Annotated in this window: 11 protein-coding genes; 5 read left to right on the forward strand and 6 right to left on the reverse strand. The window is 69.6% G+C overall.

All coding sequences use genetic code 11. The annotated features are described in order from the left end of the window. The 4 genes from VG296_RS21435 to VG296_RS21450 form a co-directional block, all read left to right on the forward strand. The coding region (locus VG296_RS21435) for a penicillin acylase family protein (RefSeq protein WP_325568341.1) at positions 1 to 1,218 on the forward strand (1,218 nt) is incomplete at its 5' end. Positions 1,219 to 1,452: 234 nt separating this feature from the next. After that, on the forward strand, positions 1,453 to 4,392 hold the full coding sequence (locus tag VG296_RS21440; RefSeq protein ID WP_325568343.1) for an amino acid permease: 2,940 nt from the start codon (positions 1,453 to 1,455) through the stop codon (positions 4,390 to 4,392). Further along, positions 4,385 to 5,266, forward strand: coding sequence for an SDR family oxidoreductase (locus tag VG296_RS21445; protein WP_325568344.1), 882 nt, complete (start codon positions 4,385 to 4,387; stop codon positions 5,264 to 5,266). The genes VG296_RS21440 and VG296_RS21445 overlap by 8 nt, the downstream gene beginning before the upstream one ends. A gap of 723 nt (positions 5,267 to 5,989) precedes the next feature. Next, positions 5,990 to 7,528, forward strand: a complete 1,539-nt coding sequence (locus VG296_RS21450) for an MFS transporter (protein WP_414641119.1) — start codon at positions 5,990 to 5,992, stop codon at positions 7,526 to 7,528. 163 nt (positions 7,529 to 7,691) lie between these two features. Here VG296_RS21450 and VG296_RS21455 read toward each other — a convergent pair whose 3' ends face one another. Then, positions 7,692 to 8,915 carry an FAD/NAD(P)-binding oxidoreductase gene (locus tag VG296_RS21455; protein ID WP_325568348.1) on the reverse strand — a complete coding sequence of 408 codons (1,224 nt, stop codon included), beginning with the start codon at positions 8,913 to 8,915 and terminating at the stop codon, positions 7,692 to 7,694. 366 nt (positions 8,916 to 9,281) lie between these two features. Continuing rightward, positions 9,282 to 10,007 carry a dihydrofolate reductase family protein gene (locus VG296_RS21460; protein WP_325568350.1) on the reverse strand — a complete coding sequence of 242 codons (726 nt, stop codon included), beginning with the start codon at positions 10,005 to 10,007 and terminating at the stop codon, positions 9,282 to 9,284. 194 nt (positions 10,008 to 10,201) lie between these two features. Between VG296_RS21460 and VG296_RS21465 the strand changes: the two genes are divergently transcribed. Continuing rightward, a complete protein-coding gene (locus VG296_RS21465) occupies positions 10,202 to 11,215 on the forward strand; it encodes a lipocalin-like domain-containing protein (RefSeq protein ID WP_325568352.1) in 1,014 nt (337 codons plus the stop codon). Here VG296_RS21465 and VG296_RS21470 read toward each other — a convergent pair. Genes VG296_RS21470 through VG296_RS21485 form a run of 4 tightly spaced genes read right to left on the reverse strand, consistent with a single transcriptional unit; the run spans position 11,202 to position 15,841 of the window. Continuing rightward, positions 11,202 to 12,011, reverse strand: a complete 810-nt coding sequence (locus tag VG296_RS21470; protein WP_325568354.1) for an enoyl-CoA hydratase/isomerase family protein — start codon at positions 12,009 to 12,011, stop codon at positions 11,202 to 11,204. The two genes, VG296_RS21465 and VG296_RS21470, sit on opposite strands and share 14 nt — an antisense overlap. After that, positions 12,011 to 13,252 (reverse strand): acyl-CoA dehydrogenase family protein, encoded by a 1,242-nt coding sequence (locus tag VG296_RS21475; protein ID WP_325568356.1) that lies wholly within the window; start codon positions 13,250 to 13,252, stop codon positions 12,011 to 12,013. Before VG296_RS21475 ends, VG296_RS21470 begins: the two co-directional genes overlap by 1 nt. Before the next feature lie 25 nt (positions 13,253 to 13,277). Beyond that, positions 13,278 to 14,306 carry a phosphotransferase family protein gene (locus VG296_RS21480; protein ID WP_325568358.1) on the reverse strand — a complete coding sequence of 343 codons (1,029 nt, stop codon included), beginning with the start codon at positions 14,304 to 14,306 and terminating at the stop codon, positions 13,278 to 13,280. Further along, a complete protein-coding gene (locus VG296_RS21485) occupies positions 14,306 to 15,841 on the reverse strand; it encodes a class I adenylate-forming enzyme family protein (protein WP_325568360.1) in 1,536 nt (511 codons plus the stop codon). The genes VG296_RS21480 and VG296_RS21485 overlap by 1 nt, the downstream gene beginning before the upstream one ends. Positions 15,842 to 15,889 lie beyond the last annotated feature (48 nt).

Below are 15,889 nucleotides of genomic sequence, written 5' to 3' on the forward strand. Positions count from 1 at the left end.
TACACGGCGACGATCGGCGGTAAACCCGTGGCGTACACGGTGCAGAGATCGACGTACATGCACGAGGCGGACTCGGCGATCGGGTTCATGATGTTCAACAATCCGACCCTCATGAGCACCACGACCGGGTTCGAACAGGCCGCCTCGAACGTGCAATACGACTTCAACTGGTTCTACGTCAACTCCGCGCACACCGCGTACTTCAACTCGGGCCAGAACCCGGTGCGGGCCGCGGGCACCGACCCGAACCTGCCGCTGTGGGGCACCACCGCGAACGAGTGGGTCGGCTGGAATCCGACCACCCTCACCGAGTCGGATACCGCGGCCTCCGCGCACCCGAACTCCGTGGACCAGGACTACTACGTCAGCTGGAACAACAAACAGGCCCTGGGCTACAGCGCCGCCGACGGCAACTACAGCTTCGGCGCGGTCCAGCGCGTCGACCTGCTCAACACCGGCATCAAGAACTATCTCGCGACCGGCGCCAAGTTCACCGAGACATCACTCATCCAGGTTATGGAGACCGCCGCGACCACCGACCTGCGCGGTTCGGAAGTACTACCGCTGTTGTTGAAGGTGATCGGCAGTCAGCCGGTGACTGACCCCGCCCAGGCGCAACTGGTCTCCGAACTGACCACGTGGATGAACGCGGGAAGCAGAATCCTGCCGACCGCGGCCGGCGCGCAGACCTTCCAGAACTCCGCGGCGATCCAGCTGATGGACGCCTGGTGGCCGCTGCTCCTGCAAGCCGAGTTCCAACCGGGCATGGGCACGGGCCTGTTCGACGCGCTGGTGACGGACATGCAGACCAATGACTCGCCCTCGGGCGGGCAGCAGATCAGCGTCCCGGGCCTGGCCTCCTCGTCCAACTTGAACCAGCCCCACAAGGGCTCGTCGTTCCAGTTCGGCTGGTGGGGCTACGTCAGCGACGATCTGCGCAGCGTGCTCGGCCAGAGCGTGCAGGCCCCGCTGCCGGTCCAGTACTGCGGCGGCGGCAGTCTGAGCGCGTGCCGCACCGTGTTGCTCAACTCGCTCACCGCGGCCTCGCAGGAGTCGGCGGCCACGGTCTACCCGGCGGACAAGTACTGTGCGGCGGGCAACCAGTGGTGCGCGGACAGCATCGTGCAGGTTCCGTGGGGCGGGATCAGCCACCCCCTGACCAGCTGGCAGAACCGGCCGACCTACCAGCAGGTCGTCCAGTTCACCTCCGGCGGCTGACGGGCTGACGGGCTGACGATGCGTGCGTGCCGGACCTCGCGAGCATGCGGGGTCCGGCGCGCGCGTGCTTCACCGGACACACCTCAGCCAAGTTCCCATCCTGCGAGTTTTGCCAGTTCAGCCCATCTGGACGGTTGACCAGATCAAATGACCTATCTACGATGCCGGAAACAACCTGCCGCCAACGGCGGTATCCGGCCCCGTTCTCGCAACCGCTCCACGGAGGTCCGCGCCATGTCCACACCGTCGCCCGCGCCGTCGCCCATACCGTCGCCGACAGCACTCACCGAACCCAGCGGCCCGTCAGCGGGACGCGAGCGCACGCTGACCACGGGCCGGGTCGTATTCCTCGTGATCGCCGCGGCGGCGCCGATGGCGGCGATGGTCGGCAACGTCCCACTCGCGCTCATCCGCGGCAACGGGATCGCGCTGCCTTCCGTCTTCGTGCTGGCAGCGGTCGTGCTGCTGTGCTTCTGCGCCGGCTTCGCCGCGATGACACGGCGGGTGGCCAACGAGGGAGCCTTCTATCTGCTGGTCGCACGAGCTCTGGGCAAACCGCTCGGCGCGGCGTCGGCGTACCTCGCGATTCTGGGCTATGCCGCACTCGCGATCGGGCTGCCCGCCGCGTTCGGCTATTTCACCTCGCTCGTGCTGGCCACATCCGGCATCAATGTGCCGTGGGGGGTGTGCACGGCGGTCTCGGTCGCGATCGTCGCATTTCTGGGCTATCGCAACGTCGATCTCTCCGCGCGGATTCTCGGCGTGTTGATGTGCCTGGAGTTCGCGGTCCTCATCGCCCTCGACGTGCTCACGGTCGGACAGCGGCACGCCGCGGCCTTGCCGTGGCAGGCATTCAGCCCGCACGTCGTGTTCACCGGCTCGATCGGGATCTCGGCGATGTTCGCCTTCACGAGCTTCGTGGGCTTCGAGTCCGCCGCGCTCTACGGCGAGGAGACGAAGAGCCCCGAGCGCAGCATCCCCCGCGCGGCCTTCACCGCCGTCAGCGTCATCGCGGTCTTCTACGTGTTCACCTCGCTGATACTCATCGGCGGCGCCGGCGGCGACCAGGCGCCCGCGCTGGCCCAGCAGCAGGTCGGCAACTTCGTCTTCGCGCTCGCCCAGCAGTACGGCGGCACCGCCCTGTACAACGCTTGCGCCGTCCTCATGTGCACCAGCCTGCTCGCCTCCTACCTGGCCCTGCACAACGCCGCCAGCCGTTACGTATTCGCTCTCGGCCGGGAGGCGTTTCTCCCGCGCCCGCTGGGCGAGTACCACCCGCGCCATCTGAGCCCGCACATCGCCAGCATCGCGGTCTCGGCCCTCACGGTGCTGGTCGTCGGGGCTCTTGCGCTGGCCGGGGCAGACCCCTACCTGGTCATCGCCGCGAGCCTCATCGGACTCGGCACCCTCGGAATCATCTCGGTCCAGGCGGTCACGGCGCTGGCAGTGCTCGTATTCTTCTGGCGCCGTAAGGACCGGGCGTGGTTCTCCGGGGTCGTCGCACCCGTCATCGCCTTCCTCGGTCTGGGCACCGGCGTGGCACTGGCGGTCGCCAATTACGCCACCCTGACCGGCACGGCGAACAAGGTGATCGACCTCTTCCCGGCCCTGCTCGTCATCGTCGCCGGCGGTGGGGTCGCGGTCGCGCTCTGGTTCCGGCGGGCCAAGCCCGCGGTCTACGCCGCCTTCGCGGTCAGCCATCTGCGCAAGCGCACCGACGCGACCGTCGCCCGCGCGAAGGTCACGTACACCCGCAAATACGTCATCGTCGGCGGCGGACCCAGCTCGATGATCATGGCCCGCGCGCTGATGAAGGAGGGCGTGCCCTTCGACTGGTTCGAGCGCCACAGCGACTTCGGCGGTATTTGGGACATCGACAACCCCGGCACCCCGATGTACGAGTCGGCCCACTTCATCAGCTCGAAGTACACCAGCGGCTTCTACGGCGCGCCGATGCCCGCCGACTTCCCCGACTACCCGACCTGGTGGCAGATCCGCGACTACCTCCGCGGCTTCGCCCGCGACTGGGGCCTCTACGGCAAAGTCACCTTCAACACCGGCGTCGAGCGCGCCGAGGAGCTGGACGGCGACCGGTGGCGGATCTCGCTCTCCGACGGCCGCGTCCTGGACTACGACGGCCTCGTCGCCGCGCCCGGGGTGACCTGGCACGCCAATGCGCCCGCCATCCAGGGCGCGGAATCCTTCGGCGGCGAGATCAGACACTCGGTCTCCTACCGGTCCGGGCAGGAGTTCCTCGGCAAGCGCGTCCTGATCGTCGGCGCCGGCAACTCAGGAGTCGACATCGCCAGCGATGCCGCACGGCTCGCCGACCGCGCCTTCCTGTCCGTCCGCCGCGGCTACCGCTACCTGCCCAAGCACATCGCCGGCCTCCCCACCGACGCCGTCGTCAGCGGAATCCTCGAGCCGCCCAAGGGCGTAAGCCTGTCCTCGGATATCAACAAGCTCATCGACTCCCTCGTCGGCGACCTGACCCGATTCGGGCTTCCCGCGCCGGACCACGACGCCCTGGCAAGCCACCCGATCATGAACACCCAGGTGCTGCACCATCTCGCGCACGGCGACCTGATCGCCAAGCCCGACATCGAACACTTCACCGCGGACGGCGCCGTCTTCAAGGACGGCTCCGTCGAGGAGTTCGACCTGGTCGTACTCTGCACCGGCTACGAGTACAAGCTCCCATTCCTCGACCCCGACCTGTTCGCCTGGAAGGACGGGCATCCGCAGCTTTACCTCAATGTATTCAACCGTTCGCACGACAGCCTCTACGTACTCGGCTTCATCGAGTTCGCCGACGCCGCCTACAAGCGCTTCGACGAGATGGCCCAGCTCGTCGTCATGGACATCCGCGCCCGCGAGACCGGGGAGCACCGCGACGAACTGCGCCACCGGAAGACCAACGACTACCCGAACCTACGCGGCGGCATCGACTACATCGACAGCCCCCGGCACGCCAACTACGTCGAGTCCTCCGCCTACCAGAGCTACCTCGCCGATCTGCGCGACCGGTTCGATTGGCCCGACCTCGACCACCAGTACTACGACGACATCCGACCCGGCGCCCCGGCCCCCGCGGCGGCCCGCACCGCGCAGGCCGGCTCAGCTGACGCAGGCACTGCGACGGCCGGCTCAGCGGAGGCGAGAGCCCATGCCTGACCCGAACCCGACCACTCGCCGGCGCCGAACGGCGCTGCTGACCGGCGCGGCCGGCGGCATCGGAGCCGAGGTGGCACGACGCCTCTCGGCGCAGGGCTACCGGATCATCGCCGTCGACCTGCACGCCGGAGCCGTCAGCGAGGCCCTCGACGGCCTACCCGGCATCGAGGCCGTCGAATGCGATCTCAGCGACCCGGCCGCGACCGCGGAACTGGCCGCCCGCATCGCGGGCGAATGGGCCGAGGACCTGGAGGTGCTGATCTGCAACGCCGGGATCATCGCCCCAGGTGATGCGGTCGACCTCCCCCTCGAGGTCGTCGATCGGCAGTTGGCCGTCATGCTCAGCGGGCCGATCCACGTGATCGCCGCGGCCGCCCGCACCTTCACCGAACGCGAACGTGGCCACCTGCTGGCCACGGTCTCCATGGGCGGCATCATCGCACTGCCCGGCTCGGCGGCGTACTCGGCGGCGAAGGCGGGCCTGCGCGCCTACCTGTGCGCACTCAGCGCCGAACTCAACGGCACCGGCGTCGCGGTCTCCGGGGTCTACCCCAGCGCCGTCGACACCCCGATGCTCATGCAGGAGGCGACCCACGGCGGCAGCCTGCTCAACTTCGTCGGCAAGATCTCCACTCCATCCGACGTCGCGGACGCCTTCGAGCGCGCCCTGCGCACCCGCCGCCTCGAGATCTACGTGCCCTACAGCGACAGCCTGCTGACCCGAGCCGTCGAAAGCCTCCCGTGGCTGCTGCCCCGCCTGCTCCCCCCGATGAACCGAATCGGCCTGCGCGGCCGGGACCGCTTCCTGCGAGAGCACGGCGTCGCCCTCCCCTCCCCGGCCGCGGCCGCGGCGACCACGGAATCCGCACGATGACGCCCCGCCACCTGGTGTAGAGCTGTCGCCTCGAGGCTGCTACGCCGGCCCGCTTCGGAGCGACAGCTCGACGCTCTCAGAACCTGGAGACCATCTGCGGACCAGTTTTGCCGGCCGCTCCCCCGCAGGTCGTTCAAGATCACGCATAGTGTGTGGTCCCCAAACGGTCCCAGAATCCGCGTCGGACGGATACGCGGTGGCCCGCCGTTGTGGCAATGGGCCAGGCCGGCTCGGATTTCGATCATGAGGGCGAGTAGGGCGCCACCCCGGCGTCCAGGCCCGGCGGCGGCTGAACGAAGCGGTGGGCCCTCCGGTCCGCGGGCTCGGTGCGGAATGCCGCCGGATAGCCGGTCGAGGGCGGCCCGCCGATCGTGTGACCTGCCGCCGGCGCCGCCCCCGAGCTGCGGCATCGCCGAGGCGGCCGCGAGCCCGGTCCGGATCGGCGCCGCTCGGCGTATGCTGGATTTCTGGCCCTGCGGTGGGTGTGATCTCACCGTCGACGGTGTCTTGCCGAACACGAGTTGTTCCAGACCTCGGCGGCACCGCACGGATCCGACCTGCGTTCCCGGCCGGGAGTTCACCCTGAAGCCGCCGATCACTGAACGCCATGGGACCGCTCTGCAGGCGCAGGCCGCCTTGCTCGGTGCGGTGAACGGGTGCGATTGTTCATCGCCTCTGCCGCCCGGCGGCGCAGGCCGCCGAAATCCTGGGGAGAGAACCGCAATGGCACAACACCCCGCCGACGCCCAGAAGTCGATGAGAGCCGATCCACGAGCGGACCACCGATGGCTGGTACTGGTGATCGTTGCCATCGCCCAGCTCATGGTCGTGCTTGACGCGACCATCGTGAACATCGCGCTCCCCTCCGCCCAACGCGACCTGGGATTCGCCGACGGCGACCGGCAGTGGGTGGTGACCGCGTACGCCCTGGCGTTCGGCAGCCTGCTCCTGCTCGGCGGGCGTATCGGCGACATGTTCAGCCGCAAGACCGTGTTCATCACCGGCCTGATCGGCTTCGCGGCCGCTTCGGCCCTGGGCGGGGCGTCCGTCTCCTTCGGAATGCTGGTCATGGCCCGCACGCTGCAGGGCGCGTTCGGCGCGATCCTCGCCCCCGCGGCGTTGGGCACCCTGGTCAGCACGTTTCACGAACCGCGCGAGCGGGGCCGGGCGTTCGGAGTGTTCGGGTCCGTGGCCGCCGGGGGCGGAGCCGTCGGCCTGATCCTCGGCGGAGTCCTGACCGAGTACCTGAACTGGCGCTGGACGCTGTACGTCAACCTGATCTTCGCCGCGATCGCCGTGGCCGGCGCCCTGGTCTTCATGCACACCCCCCGTCCCGCCGAGCGGCCGCGCATGGACTGGGCCGGCACGTTGCTGGCCTGTAGCGGGCTGTTCGCGATCGTGTTCGGGTTCTCACACGCCGAGACCGCGGGCTGGGGCTCCTCGCTCACTCTCGGGTCGCTGGCCGCCGGCCTGATGCTGCTGGCCGGGTTCGCCTTCGCTGAGCGGCGCGCGCGCCATCCGCTGTTGCCGCTGTCGGTGATCCTCGACCGCACCCGTGGCGGTGCCTACGTCGCCGTCGGCGTCGCCGGCATCGCGATCTTCGGCGTGTTCCTGTTCCTGACCTACTACCTGCAGACAGTCAAGGGGTATACACCGGTGGGCACCGGCCTGGCCTTCCTGCCCATGATCGCGTGCATTTTCGCCAGCTCCAACACCTCCAGCATCTTCCTGCTGCCCCGCCTCGGGCCCCGCGCACTGATCGCCACGGGCATGCTGCTCGGCGGCGGCGCGATGGCGTACCTCAGCCGGCTCACCGTCTCGTCCGGCTACATCCCCGACGTACTACCTGCCCTGCTCGTCATGGGACTGGGCTTCGGCATGATCATCGCGCCGGCCATCAACACCGCCACAGCCGGCGTGCGACGCCAAGACGCCGGCGTAGCATCCGCCCTGGTCAACACGATGCAGCAGGTCGGCGGCTCCATAGGTACCGCCGCACTCAGCACGATCGCGCTCACCGCGACAGCCCGCTACCTCGCCGCCCACCCCACTCCGCGGGCCACGGCGGAAGCGGCCGCAGCCACACACGGCTACACACTCGCGTTCGCCATCTCCGCAGCCCTGTTCGGCCTCGGAGTACTGCTCGCCCTCGTGCTGCTGCCCTCCCGACAACGGCTGGCCCAGCTGCGGGCCGCAGCCGCCCAGGCCGCTACCGCCGCGCCGACCGAGGCGGCTACCAGCGCCACCAGCCGAACCAACTGACGCGCACCGACTACTTGTGGCTGCTCCCCGGCGAAACACGCACGCTCATCGTGTCCTTCCCGGACAGCGCACTGCCCGCGGGCGAGCCGGCACTGCACGTCGAGGGCTACAACGCCCCGCCCGTCATCGCCCGAGCCCGACCCGGGGGGAGGGTCGCAACGCTTCACCGCGCTACGGTGTCGACGGCGGACGCGTCGATCTCGCTCCACAGTGCGCCCGCCGCGACCAGTGACCGCCAGCCGCCCAAGGCGCGGGCCCTGCGCACACCGAGAACGCCCGCCAGGCGCGGGCCTTTCCGATACAGGGCAAGGAACGCGCCGTCCTCGACCGCACCGTCGACGATGCGGATCTCGTCGTAGCCGCGCAGCAGCCCGAACGCCTGGATCTTGAGGTCGTACTGGTCGGACCAGAAGTACGGAACCGGCTTGAAGGGCTCCGTGACGAGCCCGAGAATTCGTTTCGCGACGTACTGGCCCTGCTCGCCGGCGTTGGTTCGGTGTTCGAGACGCACGCGGGCGCCGAAGCCGACGTGCTGCCACGATGCGACGTCGCCGGCCGCGTAGACGCCGGGCGCGGCCGCGCAATACTCGTCGCACCGCACTCCGTCGGCGCAGTCGATTCCGCTGCCGCTTAGCCACTCCGTGGCCGCGACCGAGCCGATCGCGACCACCACAAGGTCGGCCGGAATCCTGGTGCCGTCGGCGAGTACGACGCCTGTGACGGCAGTGCTGCGGACGTCCGGTCCCGTGACCAGCGCGGCGGGGCCGGTACGTACGTCGACTCCATGCTCGCGGTGCACTCGGGCCAGCATCGCGCCGATTTCAATGCCCACCACGGCGGCAAGCGGTGTCGGCTCGGGTTCGAAGACATGGACCTCCGCACCGAGGGTGCGCGCGGATGCGGCCAACTCGGTGCCGAGGAAGCCGCCCCCGATGATCACGACTCGGCGGCCAGGGCCGAGCCGACCGCGCAGGGCGAGCACGTCGTCGATGGTGCGGACGGTGTGCACGCCGCCTACGCCGTTGAAGCTGGGCAACGTCCTCGGCCGGACACCGGTCGCGGCGACCAATGTGCCGAACGGCAGCGTCGTGCCGTCGGCGAGGTGGACGAGCTTTCCCGGCAGGTCCACTCGAGCGACCGTGCTCCTGGTCCGCAGCTCCACGTCAAGGTCACCGATCCGCTCCTCGGAGCACAGCGCGATCCGGTCGGCCTCCCACGCGCCGGTCAGGATCTGCTTGGACAGCGGCGGCCGGTCGTAGGGCAGATGCGCCTCGGCGCCTACCCAGCTGATGGGCCCGTCGTAGCCGTGGCGACGCAAGCCTTCCACCGTCGCGAGACCGGCGGCGCCGGTGCCGACGACCACGACCGGACCGGGCGTGTCGCTCATTCCGAGACCTCCTCCATCGCGGGCCACACCGCTCAAAGTATATATTGTATAATGCGTGCTCGATCGAGCTCGCGACAGTGCGGACGGACGAGACGTGGCAGTCACCGACAACGCACGACCCGACCGGCCGGCAGCCGAGCCGCGGCGGCACGCCGAAGCTCCGGGCAGCGCCGAATCGCGGCGGCCCTGGCGGACCCGCAGGTCCGCGAGGCCGCGCCGCTCGAGGAGGTGACAGCGGCGATATACCGTCCGGGACTGAGCCTCGCCGAGATCGTCGCGACGGTCATGGCGGGCTATGCCGAGCGCCCGGCGACCGCGCAGCGGGCCGCCGAACTTTTCACGGACGCATCCGGACGCCGCACCGGGTCATGCGCCGCGGTGAGCCACGAGGTAACGCGCGAACACGAAGCCGCTGTCGGTCAGCAGCGCGGCGAGATTCAGCCTGGTCGGCTCCGCGAAGGCCGGGCCGACCAGGATCCGCAGGCCGGCGCCGGCGCGCAGTTGCGGCGAGACGGTAAGGCAGAGCTCGTCCAAGGAGTCCGCTGCCGCGACGGCGGCAAGGAGTGTGGGCCCGCCCTCGCACAGCACCCTGCCGCGGCCGCTGTCCGCGAGGATGTCGATCGCCGCGGCGAGGTCGACACGGCCACCGCGTCCGGCCAGCACCACTTCGCCGGCCGCACGCGCGCGAGCCAGGCGGTCGGGGTGCGCGTCCTCGACGGTCACGGTGATCGTCGGAGTCGTCGCCTCCGTGTAGAGCCGGCTGTCGAAATCCAGCTCGAGCGATGCGCTGACGACGGCGACGGCGGCGGCCGGTCGTTGTCCGGCGGCCGCTCGGGCTTGCGCGTGTTCCGGGCAGACCCGAGCCGGTCCGTACCCTTCGGCACGCACCGTCCCGGCGCCCACGAGGATGACGTCCGCCAGCCCGCGAAGCAGTCGAAATAGTCGCCGGTCGGCGGGGCTGGACAAGCCGGCCGAGACGCCGGCCGCCTCGGCCAGGCCGTCCACCGACGCCACCATGTTCGCGCGCACCCATCGCCGCACGCCGTCGGGATACGCGTAGAGCGCGGACAGGCCGGGCTCGTCATCGGCCATATATCCACTTTTGGTCAGTTGCTGCCGGGGATGCACCGATCCCTTGATGTGATCTTCGTGCACTGTTAGGCTCCCGGCTGCACCAGAACATATTAAATGAAATATACAAAATGAACGGAGGCTAGTCTATGCGATCACGTGCAGGTACCTCAAGGGCGAGGCGCCTTGCGCAGCTCCTCCTCGTTCCCCTCACCGTGGCGGCGCTGCTGGCCGGCGGCCCGGCGCATGCCACGACGGCGGCGGTCACGCTGCCGCAGGACGAGAGCCCGCACCCGTCCACCGTCATGGAGTGGTGGTACTTCAACGGCCACCTCACCGGCGTGGACCCGTCGGGCAAGGTGCACCGGTACGGCTTCCTGCTGAGCTTCATCCGGATCAACGCCCAGAACACCGAGCCGGCATCCGCGCTGTACAACGGCCAGTTCGCCATCACCGACCTGACCCGGGGCACGTACGAGGCCGACATGTCCGAGTACGCACAGCAGCCCGACGTCATCCCGCCCGGGGGCGGCTACGACAACTCCGTCAACGGCTGGAACATGCACGGCGTCAACGGCCAGAACACGCTCACGGCGGCGTTCAAGGACGGCAACTACGGCATCAGCCTCTCCGCCGACCAGTCCACGCCCGCCGCGCTGCACGGCAACGGGGGCCTCATCCCCTACGGGCCGTTCGGTCAGTCCTACTACTACTCCGAGACGGCCTTGCACGCCTCGGGGACGGTCATGGACCACGGCGTTCCGGTCAAGGTGACCGGCATGGCGTGGCAGGACCACCAGTGGGGCGACTTCGCCCCGGGCACCGGCGGCTGGACCTGGTTCAGCATGCAGCTCGCCAACGGCACGCAGTACATGCTCTATTTCATCCATGACGCCACCGGCAAGGTGGCCCAGATCGTGGGCACCGAGATCCACCCCAACGGCTCCACGGTCAACCTCAACCCGAACCAGATCAGCGAGACGCCGCTGGGCAGCTGGACCAGCCCCGTCACGCATGTCACCTACCCGCAGAACTGGCAGGTCACCGTGCCGGACGGCACCTTCACCGTGCTGGCACAGCAGGCCGATCAGGAACCGACAACCCTCACCGCCCAGGGAACGCCGACCGGCTACTGGGAAGGTTCCTCCGCGGTCGTCGGCGTTCAGAACGGACTGCCGGTAGCGGGTCTCGACTACACCGAGATCACCCCGAACTTCACCGCGCCGTAAGGCCGAGGAACCGTTTCGCCGCCGCCCGAGCCTCAGGCCGGGCGGCGGCTTCGGCGATGAGTACCGCCTCGAGTTCGAGGCGCTCGCGCAATCCGGCGAGCCCTCTGTCGCGCATCAGCAGCTTCGCGCGACGAAGTGCGCTGCCGTGGCCGGCGGCCAGGGTGCCGGCTAGCTCCTCGGCGACGAGCGGTGCATCCGCGTCGTCGACGACTCGACTGAAGAGACCCCATCGCTCGGCTTCGGCAGGCGTGAGCGTCCGATTGGTGAGGGTGAGGTCGAGCGCCCGCTGCTCGCCGAGCATCCGGGGGAGGAACCACGAGGTCCCGCAGTCCGGGGTCAGGCCGATGGCGGTGTAGGCGAGCCGCAGCTTCGTGGAGCGCGCGGCCACGATCAGGTCGGCAGTGAGCGCGAGGCCGACCCCTCCCCCGGCGACGGCTCCGCGCACCTCGGCGACGACGGGCACCTGGAGGCCGGCGAGCGCGAGCACGGCCGAGTGCGCGGTGTCGGCGAGTTCCCTGACGTACGGGCCGACGTCATCTCCCTGGGCTGCGAATTCACGCAGATTGCCGCCGACGCTGAAGTTCCGACCCTCGGCGCGCAGCAGTACGGCGGCCATGCTGCCGGGCGCAGTGTCGCGGGTCAGGTCCGCCACTTGCCGAACGGCATCACGCAAGGCCCTGATGAAGTCGAGCTCGAATGCGTTGCCTGTGTTTTCCCGTGCCAGAACGATATGGGCCACACGGCGCTCGTGATCGAGCTCCAGTCGTACCGGGGCGGCCGGGCCGGTCGTCGTCATCACGTGTCCTCTCCCGTGCGCCTACGTCGTTGGCGGTCGAGCTCACGTCGGCCGAGAACCATGCGATGCACCTCGTCGGGGCCGTCGGCGAAGCGCAGCCCGCGCGCCTGGGCCCAGAGCATTGCCAAGGGCAGGTCCTGCGCCATACCCGCCGCGCCGTGCACCTGAATGGCTCGGTCGATCACCCATTCGGCGGTCGGCGGGGCGGCCACCTTGATGGCGGAGATCTCGGTGCGGGCCGCGCGCGCACCGACTTCGTCGATCAGCCAGGCGGCCTGAAGAACCATCAGGCGGAGTTGGTCGATCCGAAGCCGGGCCTCGGCGATCCAGGCCAGCACCTCGCCGTGGTCCGCGAGCGGGCGCCCGAAGGCGCTGCGTTCCTCGGCGCGGGCGCACATCAGCTCCACGGCCCGCTCGGCCATGCCCACCAGGCGCATGCAGTGGTGGATGCGTCCGGGGCCGAGGCGGGCCTGGGCGAGGCGCGCGCCTTCGCCTTCGTCTCCCAGCAGGCTGCCGACGGGTATGCGGGCGCCGTCGAAATGCACCTCGGCGTGGCCGCCGTGGGCCGAATCGGTGAAGCCGAAGACCGACAGGCCGCGTACCACGCGGACGCCGGGTGTGTCCTTGGGGACGAGCAGGATGCTCTGGCGCCGCCGCCGCTCGGCGTCCGGGTCGGTGATGGCGAGCACGACGAGTAGCTCGCATTCCGGTGCCATGGCGCCGGTGGCCCACCACTTGCGGCCGTCGAGGACGTAGTGGTCGCCGTCTCGCCTCGCCCGCAACCGGATGTTCGACGCGTCGGAGGAGGCGACTGCGGGTTCTGTCATGCAGTACGCGGAGCGGATACTCGCCGTCAGCAGCGGTTCGAGCCACTGCCTCTTCTGCTCTTCGGTGGCGAACATATCCAGCAGTTCCATGTTGCCGGTGTCCGGAGCAGCGCAATTGAGCGCCTCGGGTGCGATCCATGGGCTCCAGCCGGTGATCTCGGCAAGGGGCGCGTATTGGAGGGCCGACAGCCCCGCGCCGTGCGGAGAACGACGTGGCATGAACAGGTTCCACAATCCGCGGGCTCGCGCCTCGCGCTGCAACTCGGCCATCGCCGCGGGACGCCCCCAGCCGGACGAGCCGGGGCCGGGAGCCGGCTGCGCAAAGAGCGGCTCGGCCGGTATGACGCGGGTGCGTACGAACGTGCCGAGGCTCTCCCGCAACTTCTCGGTGCGCTCATCGAAGGAAAAGTCCATCTGGCGGTCCGTTCGTGTCGGGGCGTCAGCCGCGAAGGTGGGTGAGCCCGCGCTCGACGAGTTGCGGGACCATGGCGCCGATCTCCTCGAAGCCCTCCCCGACAGTCATGCCGTTGCGGTGCCGGTAGTGGATGCCCTCGAGGATGACGGCGAGCTTGTACGCGGCGAACGCCATGTACCAGTCGAGATCGTCAAGCTTCAGGGTGCTTCGGTGCGCGTAGCGCTCGGCGAGTTCGGACCAGTCGGGGAAGGCCGGAAGCAGGCCCGGCGTGCCGGCGATGGGGTTGTCGATGCCCGCCCAGCCGATCCAGTACAGGTGGAACAGCCCGACGTCCGCGAGTGGGTCTCCGAGTGTGGCCATCTCCCAGTCCAGGACCGCGCGCACACGTCCCGGCTCGGCCGGGTCGACGATGACGTTGTCCAGCCGGTAGTCCCCGTGCACGAGGGCATATCCCTGCGACGCGGGCCGCCGCTCCCCCAGTCGGCGTGCCAGTTCGTCGAAGCCCTCGACCGTACGGCAGTGGGAATCGGCGAGTTGGACGGCCCAACGCGCCAGTTGGCGTTCGAGGTAGCCCTCCGGGCGGCCGAAGTCGGCCAGACCCACCTCGGCGGGCTCGACGTTGTGCAGGTCGGCGAGGGTGTCGACGAAGGCGTACGCGAGTTCCCTCGCCGTGTGGGGGTCCAACCGCGCGAGATCTTCGTCGGTGCGCAGGACCTGGCCTTCGACCGCCTCCATGACGTAGAAGGGAGCTCCGATGACCCCCTCGTCCTCGCACAGAGCCACTACGGCGGGCACTGGAACAGCGGTGGGAGCGAGCGCGGTGAGCACGCGGGCTTCACGCCGCATGTCGTGCGCGGTCCGCAGCACATGCCCCAACGGCGGACGACGCAGGACCCAGCGATGAGGGCCCCAGTCGACGCGGTAGGTCAGGTTGGAGCGGCCCCCGGACAGAAGCGAGATCCGCATCGCCTCGGTGGGCGGCGCCTGCGCACCGGCTGCGTCAGAGAGGAACACGGCGAGCGCGGCGCGGGACACACCGGGTAAATCCTCCATCAGCCCCATCGGCGGACCCTTTCGGTGAGACGGTCGCGCAGTTCGTTCTTGAGGACTTTTCCGGCCGCATTGCGCGGCAACTCGACAACGGTCTCCATCGACTCGGGCAGCTTCTGCGGCATGAGGCCGCGTGCTCGCAGGAAGTCGACCAGGATCTGGAGGGTCGGTGCCGTATTCGGAGCGGGAACGATCACGGCGCACGCGCGCTCCCCGGCTTCCGGGTCGGGAAGCCCGACGACGCTGGCCTCGGCCACATCGGGATGCTCGGCGAGCAAGTCCTCGACCTCCCGAGCGCTGATGGTCTCGCCCCTGCGGATGATGACGTCCTTGATGCGCCCGGTGACGGTCAGGTTGCCGCTCTCGTCGAGTCGGCCCAGGTCGCCGGTGCGCAGCCAGCCGTCCTCGTCGAACGCGTCGGAGTCCAGCGCGGGGTCGAGGTAGCCGAGCATCACCTGGGGCCCCTTCGCCCGCACCTCGCCCTCCTGGCCGCGAGCCGCCTCGCCGCCGTCGGCACGCACCACGCGCAGCCGGACGCCGTCGAGAGGCCGTCCTTCGCAGCGAGCGAGGACCTCGTCCGGGTCGTGCGGACTGCCCATCGTGAGGATGGGCGCCTCGGTGAGGCCGTACCCGGACGCCACTCCCAGGCCACCAATCTCGGCCTTGATATCAGCATGCAGAGTGGATGGCTTCGGGGACGCGCCCGCCAGCGCACAGCGGATCGCGGGAAAGATCGGCCTGTCCGGGGTGCGGCGCTGCGCGGCCAGATACGCGAACTGGAAGACGGTGCCCGCGCCGGCGAGAGTCACGCCCTCGCGGCCGAGCTGCTCGACGGTGGCGACCGGGTCGAAGGCCGCGGTGAGGATCATGGTCAATCCGGTGGCCAGGCAGGCGGTGAGCCAGGTGGTGCAGCCGCCGATGTGGGCGAAGGGGAAGACCACGGCCGCCCGGTCCTCGGCGGTGGCTTCGAGCCGACCGGCCATGCCGATGCCGCCGGCCAGCACCCCGGCGTCGGTGTGCCGGGCGCCTTTGGGCTCGGCGGTGGTGCCGGAGGTGTAGAAGTGCCAGCGCACACCGCCCGTGCCGGGGATCGGTGGCAAACGCGCGGGATCCCCCGCGGGAAGGGCGCCGTCCACCACGAGCACGCGCAATCCGGGCTGCCCGGCGGCGACCGTCTCGGCGAGTGCGGGATAGTCGAAGCCGCGCCAGGTCGGCGGCACGATGAGCAGGAGCGCTCCGGTCTGCCGCGTCACGAACGCCAACTCGTGCTCCCGGTAGCTCGGGAGCACGGGGTTCTGCACCGCGCCGAGGCGGCTGAGCGCGCCGACGAGCACGGCCGACTCGATCCAGGTGGGCAGCTGCCAGGTCACGGGGGTGCCGTCGGCGACACCCAGATCGGCCAGTCCGGCCGCGGCGCGCAGCGCGGCGGCGCGGTACTCCCGGAAGGTCATCCGCCGGCCGAGCTCGTCCACCATCATCTCGCCGTCGGGGCTCGCCCCGGCCCTCTCCTCGACGAGGGCCCACAGGCTCGTGCGCATCCCGGCTCCTTCCGGCGGCGCCGTCGGCGCGCCTGCAGAGATTATAAA

Source organism: Actinospica sp. (genome assembly GCF_035552695.1).
GTDB lineage: Bacteria > Actinomycetota > Actinomycetes > Streptomycetales > Catenulisporaceae > Actinospica.

What these genes read in the sequence shown, in the direction of transcription:
- VG296_RS21440 (WP_325568343.1), top strand. Translation starts at nt 1,453, where the DNA reads ATGTCCACACCGTCGCCCGCGCCGTCGCCCATACCGTCGCCGACAGCA.
- VG296_RS21445 (WP_325568344.1), top strand. Translation starts at nt 4,385, where the DNA reads ATGCCTGACCCGAACCCGACCACTCGCCGGCGCCGAACGGCGCTGCTG.
- VG296_RS21450 (WP_414641119.1), top strand. Translation starts at nt 5,990, where the DNA reads ATGGCACAACACCCCGCCGACGCCCAGAAGTCGATGAGAGCCGATCCA.
- VG296_RS21455 (WP_325568348.1), bottom strand. Translation starts at nt 8,915, where the DNA reads ATGAGCGACACGCCCGGTCCGGTCGTGGTCGTCGGCACCGGCGCCGCC.
- VG296_RS21460 (WP_325568350.1), bottom strand. Translation starts at nt 10,007, where the DNA reads ATGGCCGATGACGAGCCCGGCCTGTCCGCGCTCTACGCGTATCCCGAC.
- VG296_RS21470 (WP_325568354.1), bottom strand. Translation starts at nt 12,011, where the DNA reads ATGACGACGACCGGCCCGGCCGCCCCGGTACGACTGGAGCTCGATCAC.
- VG296_RS21475 (WP_325568356.1), bottom strand. Translation starts at nt 13,252, where the DNA reads ATGGACTTTTCCTTCGATGAGCGCACCGAGAAGTTGCGGGAGAGCCTC.
- VG296_RS21480 (WP_325568358.1), bottom strand. Translation starts at nt 14,306, where the DNA reads ATGGAGGATTTACCCGGTGTGTCCCGCGCCGCGCTCGCCGTGTTCCTC.
- VG296_RS21485 (WP_325568360.1), bottom strand. Translation starts at nt 15,841, where the DNA reads ATGCGCACGAGCCTGTGGGCCCTCGTCGAGGAGAGGGCCGGGGCGAGC.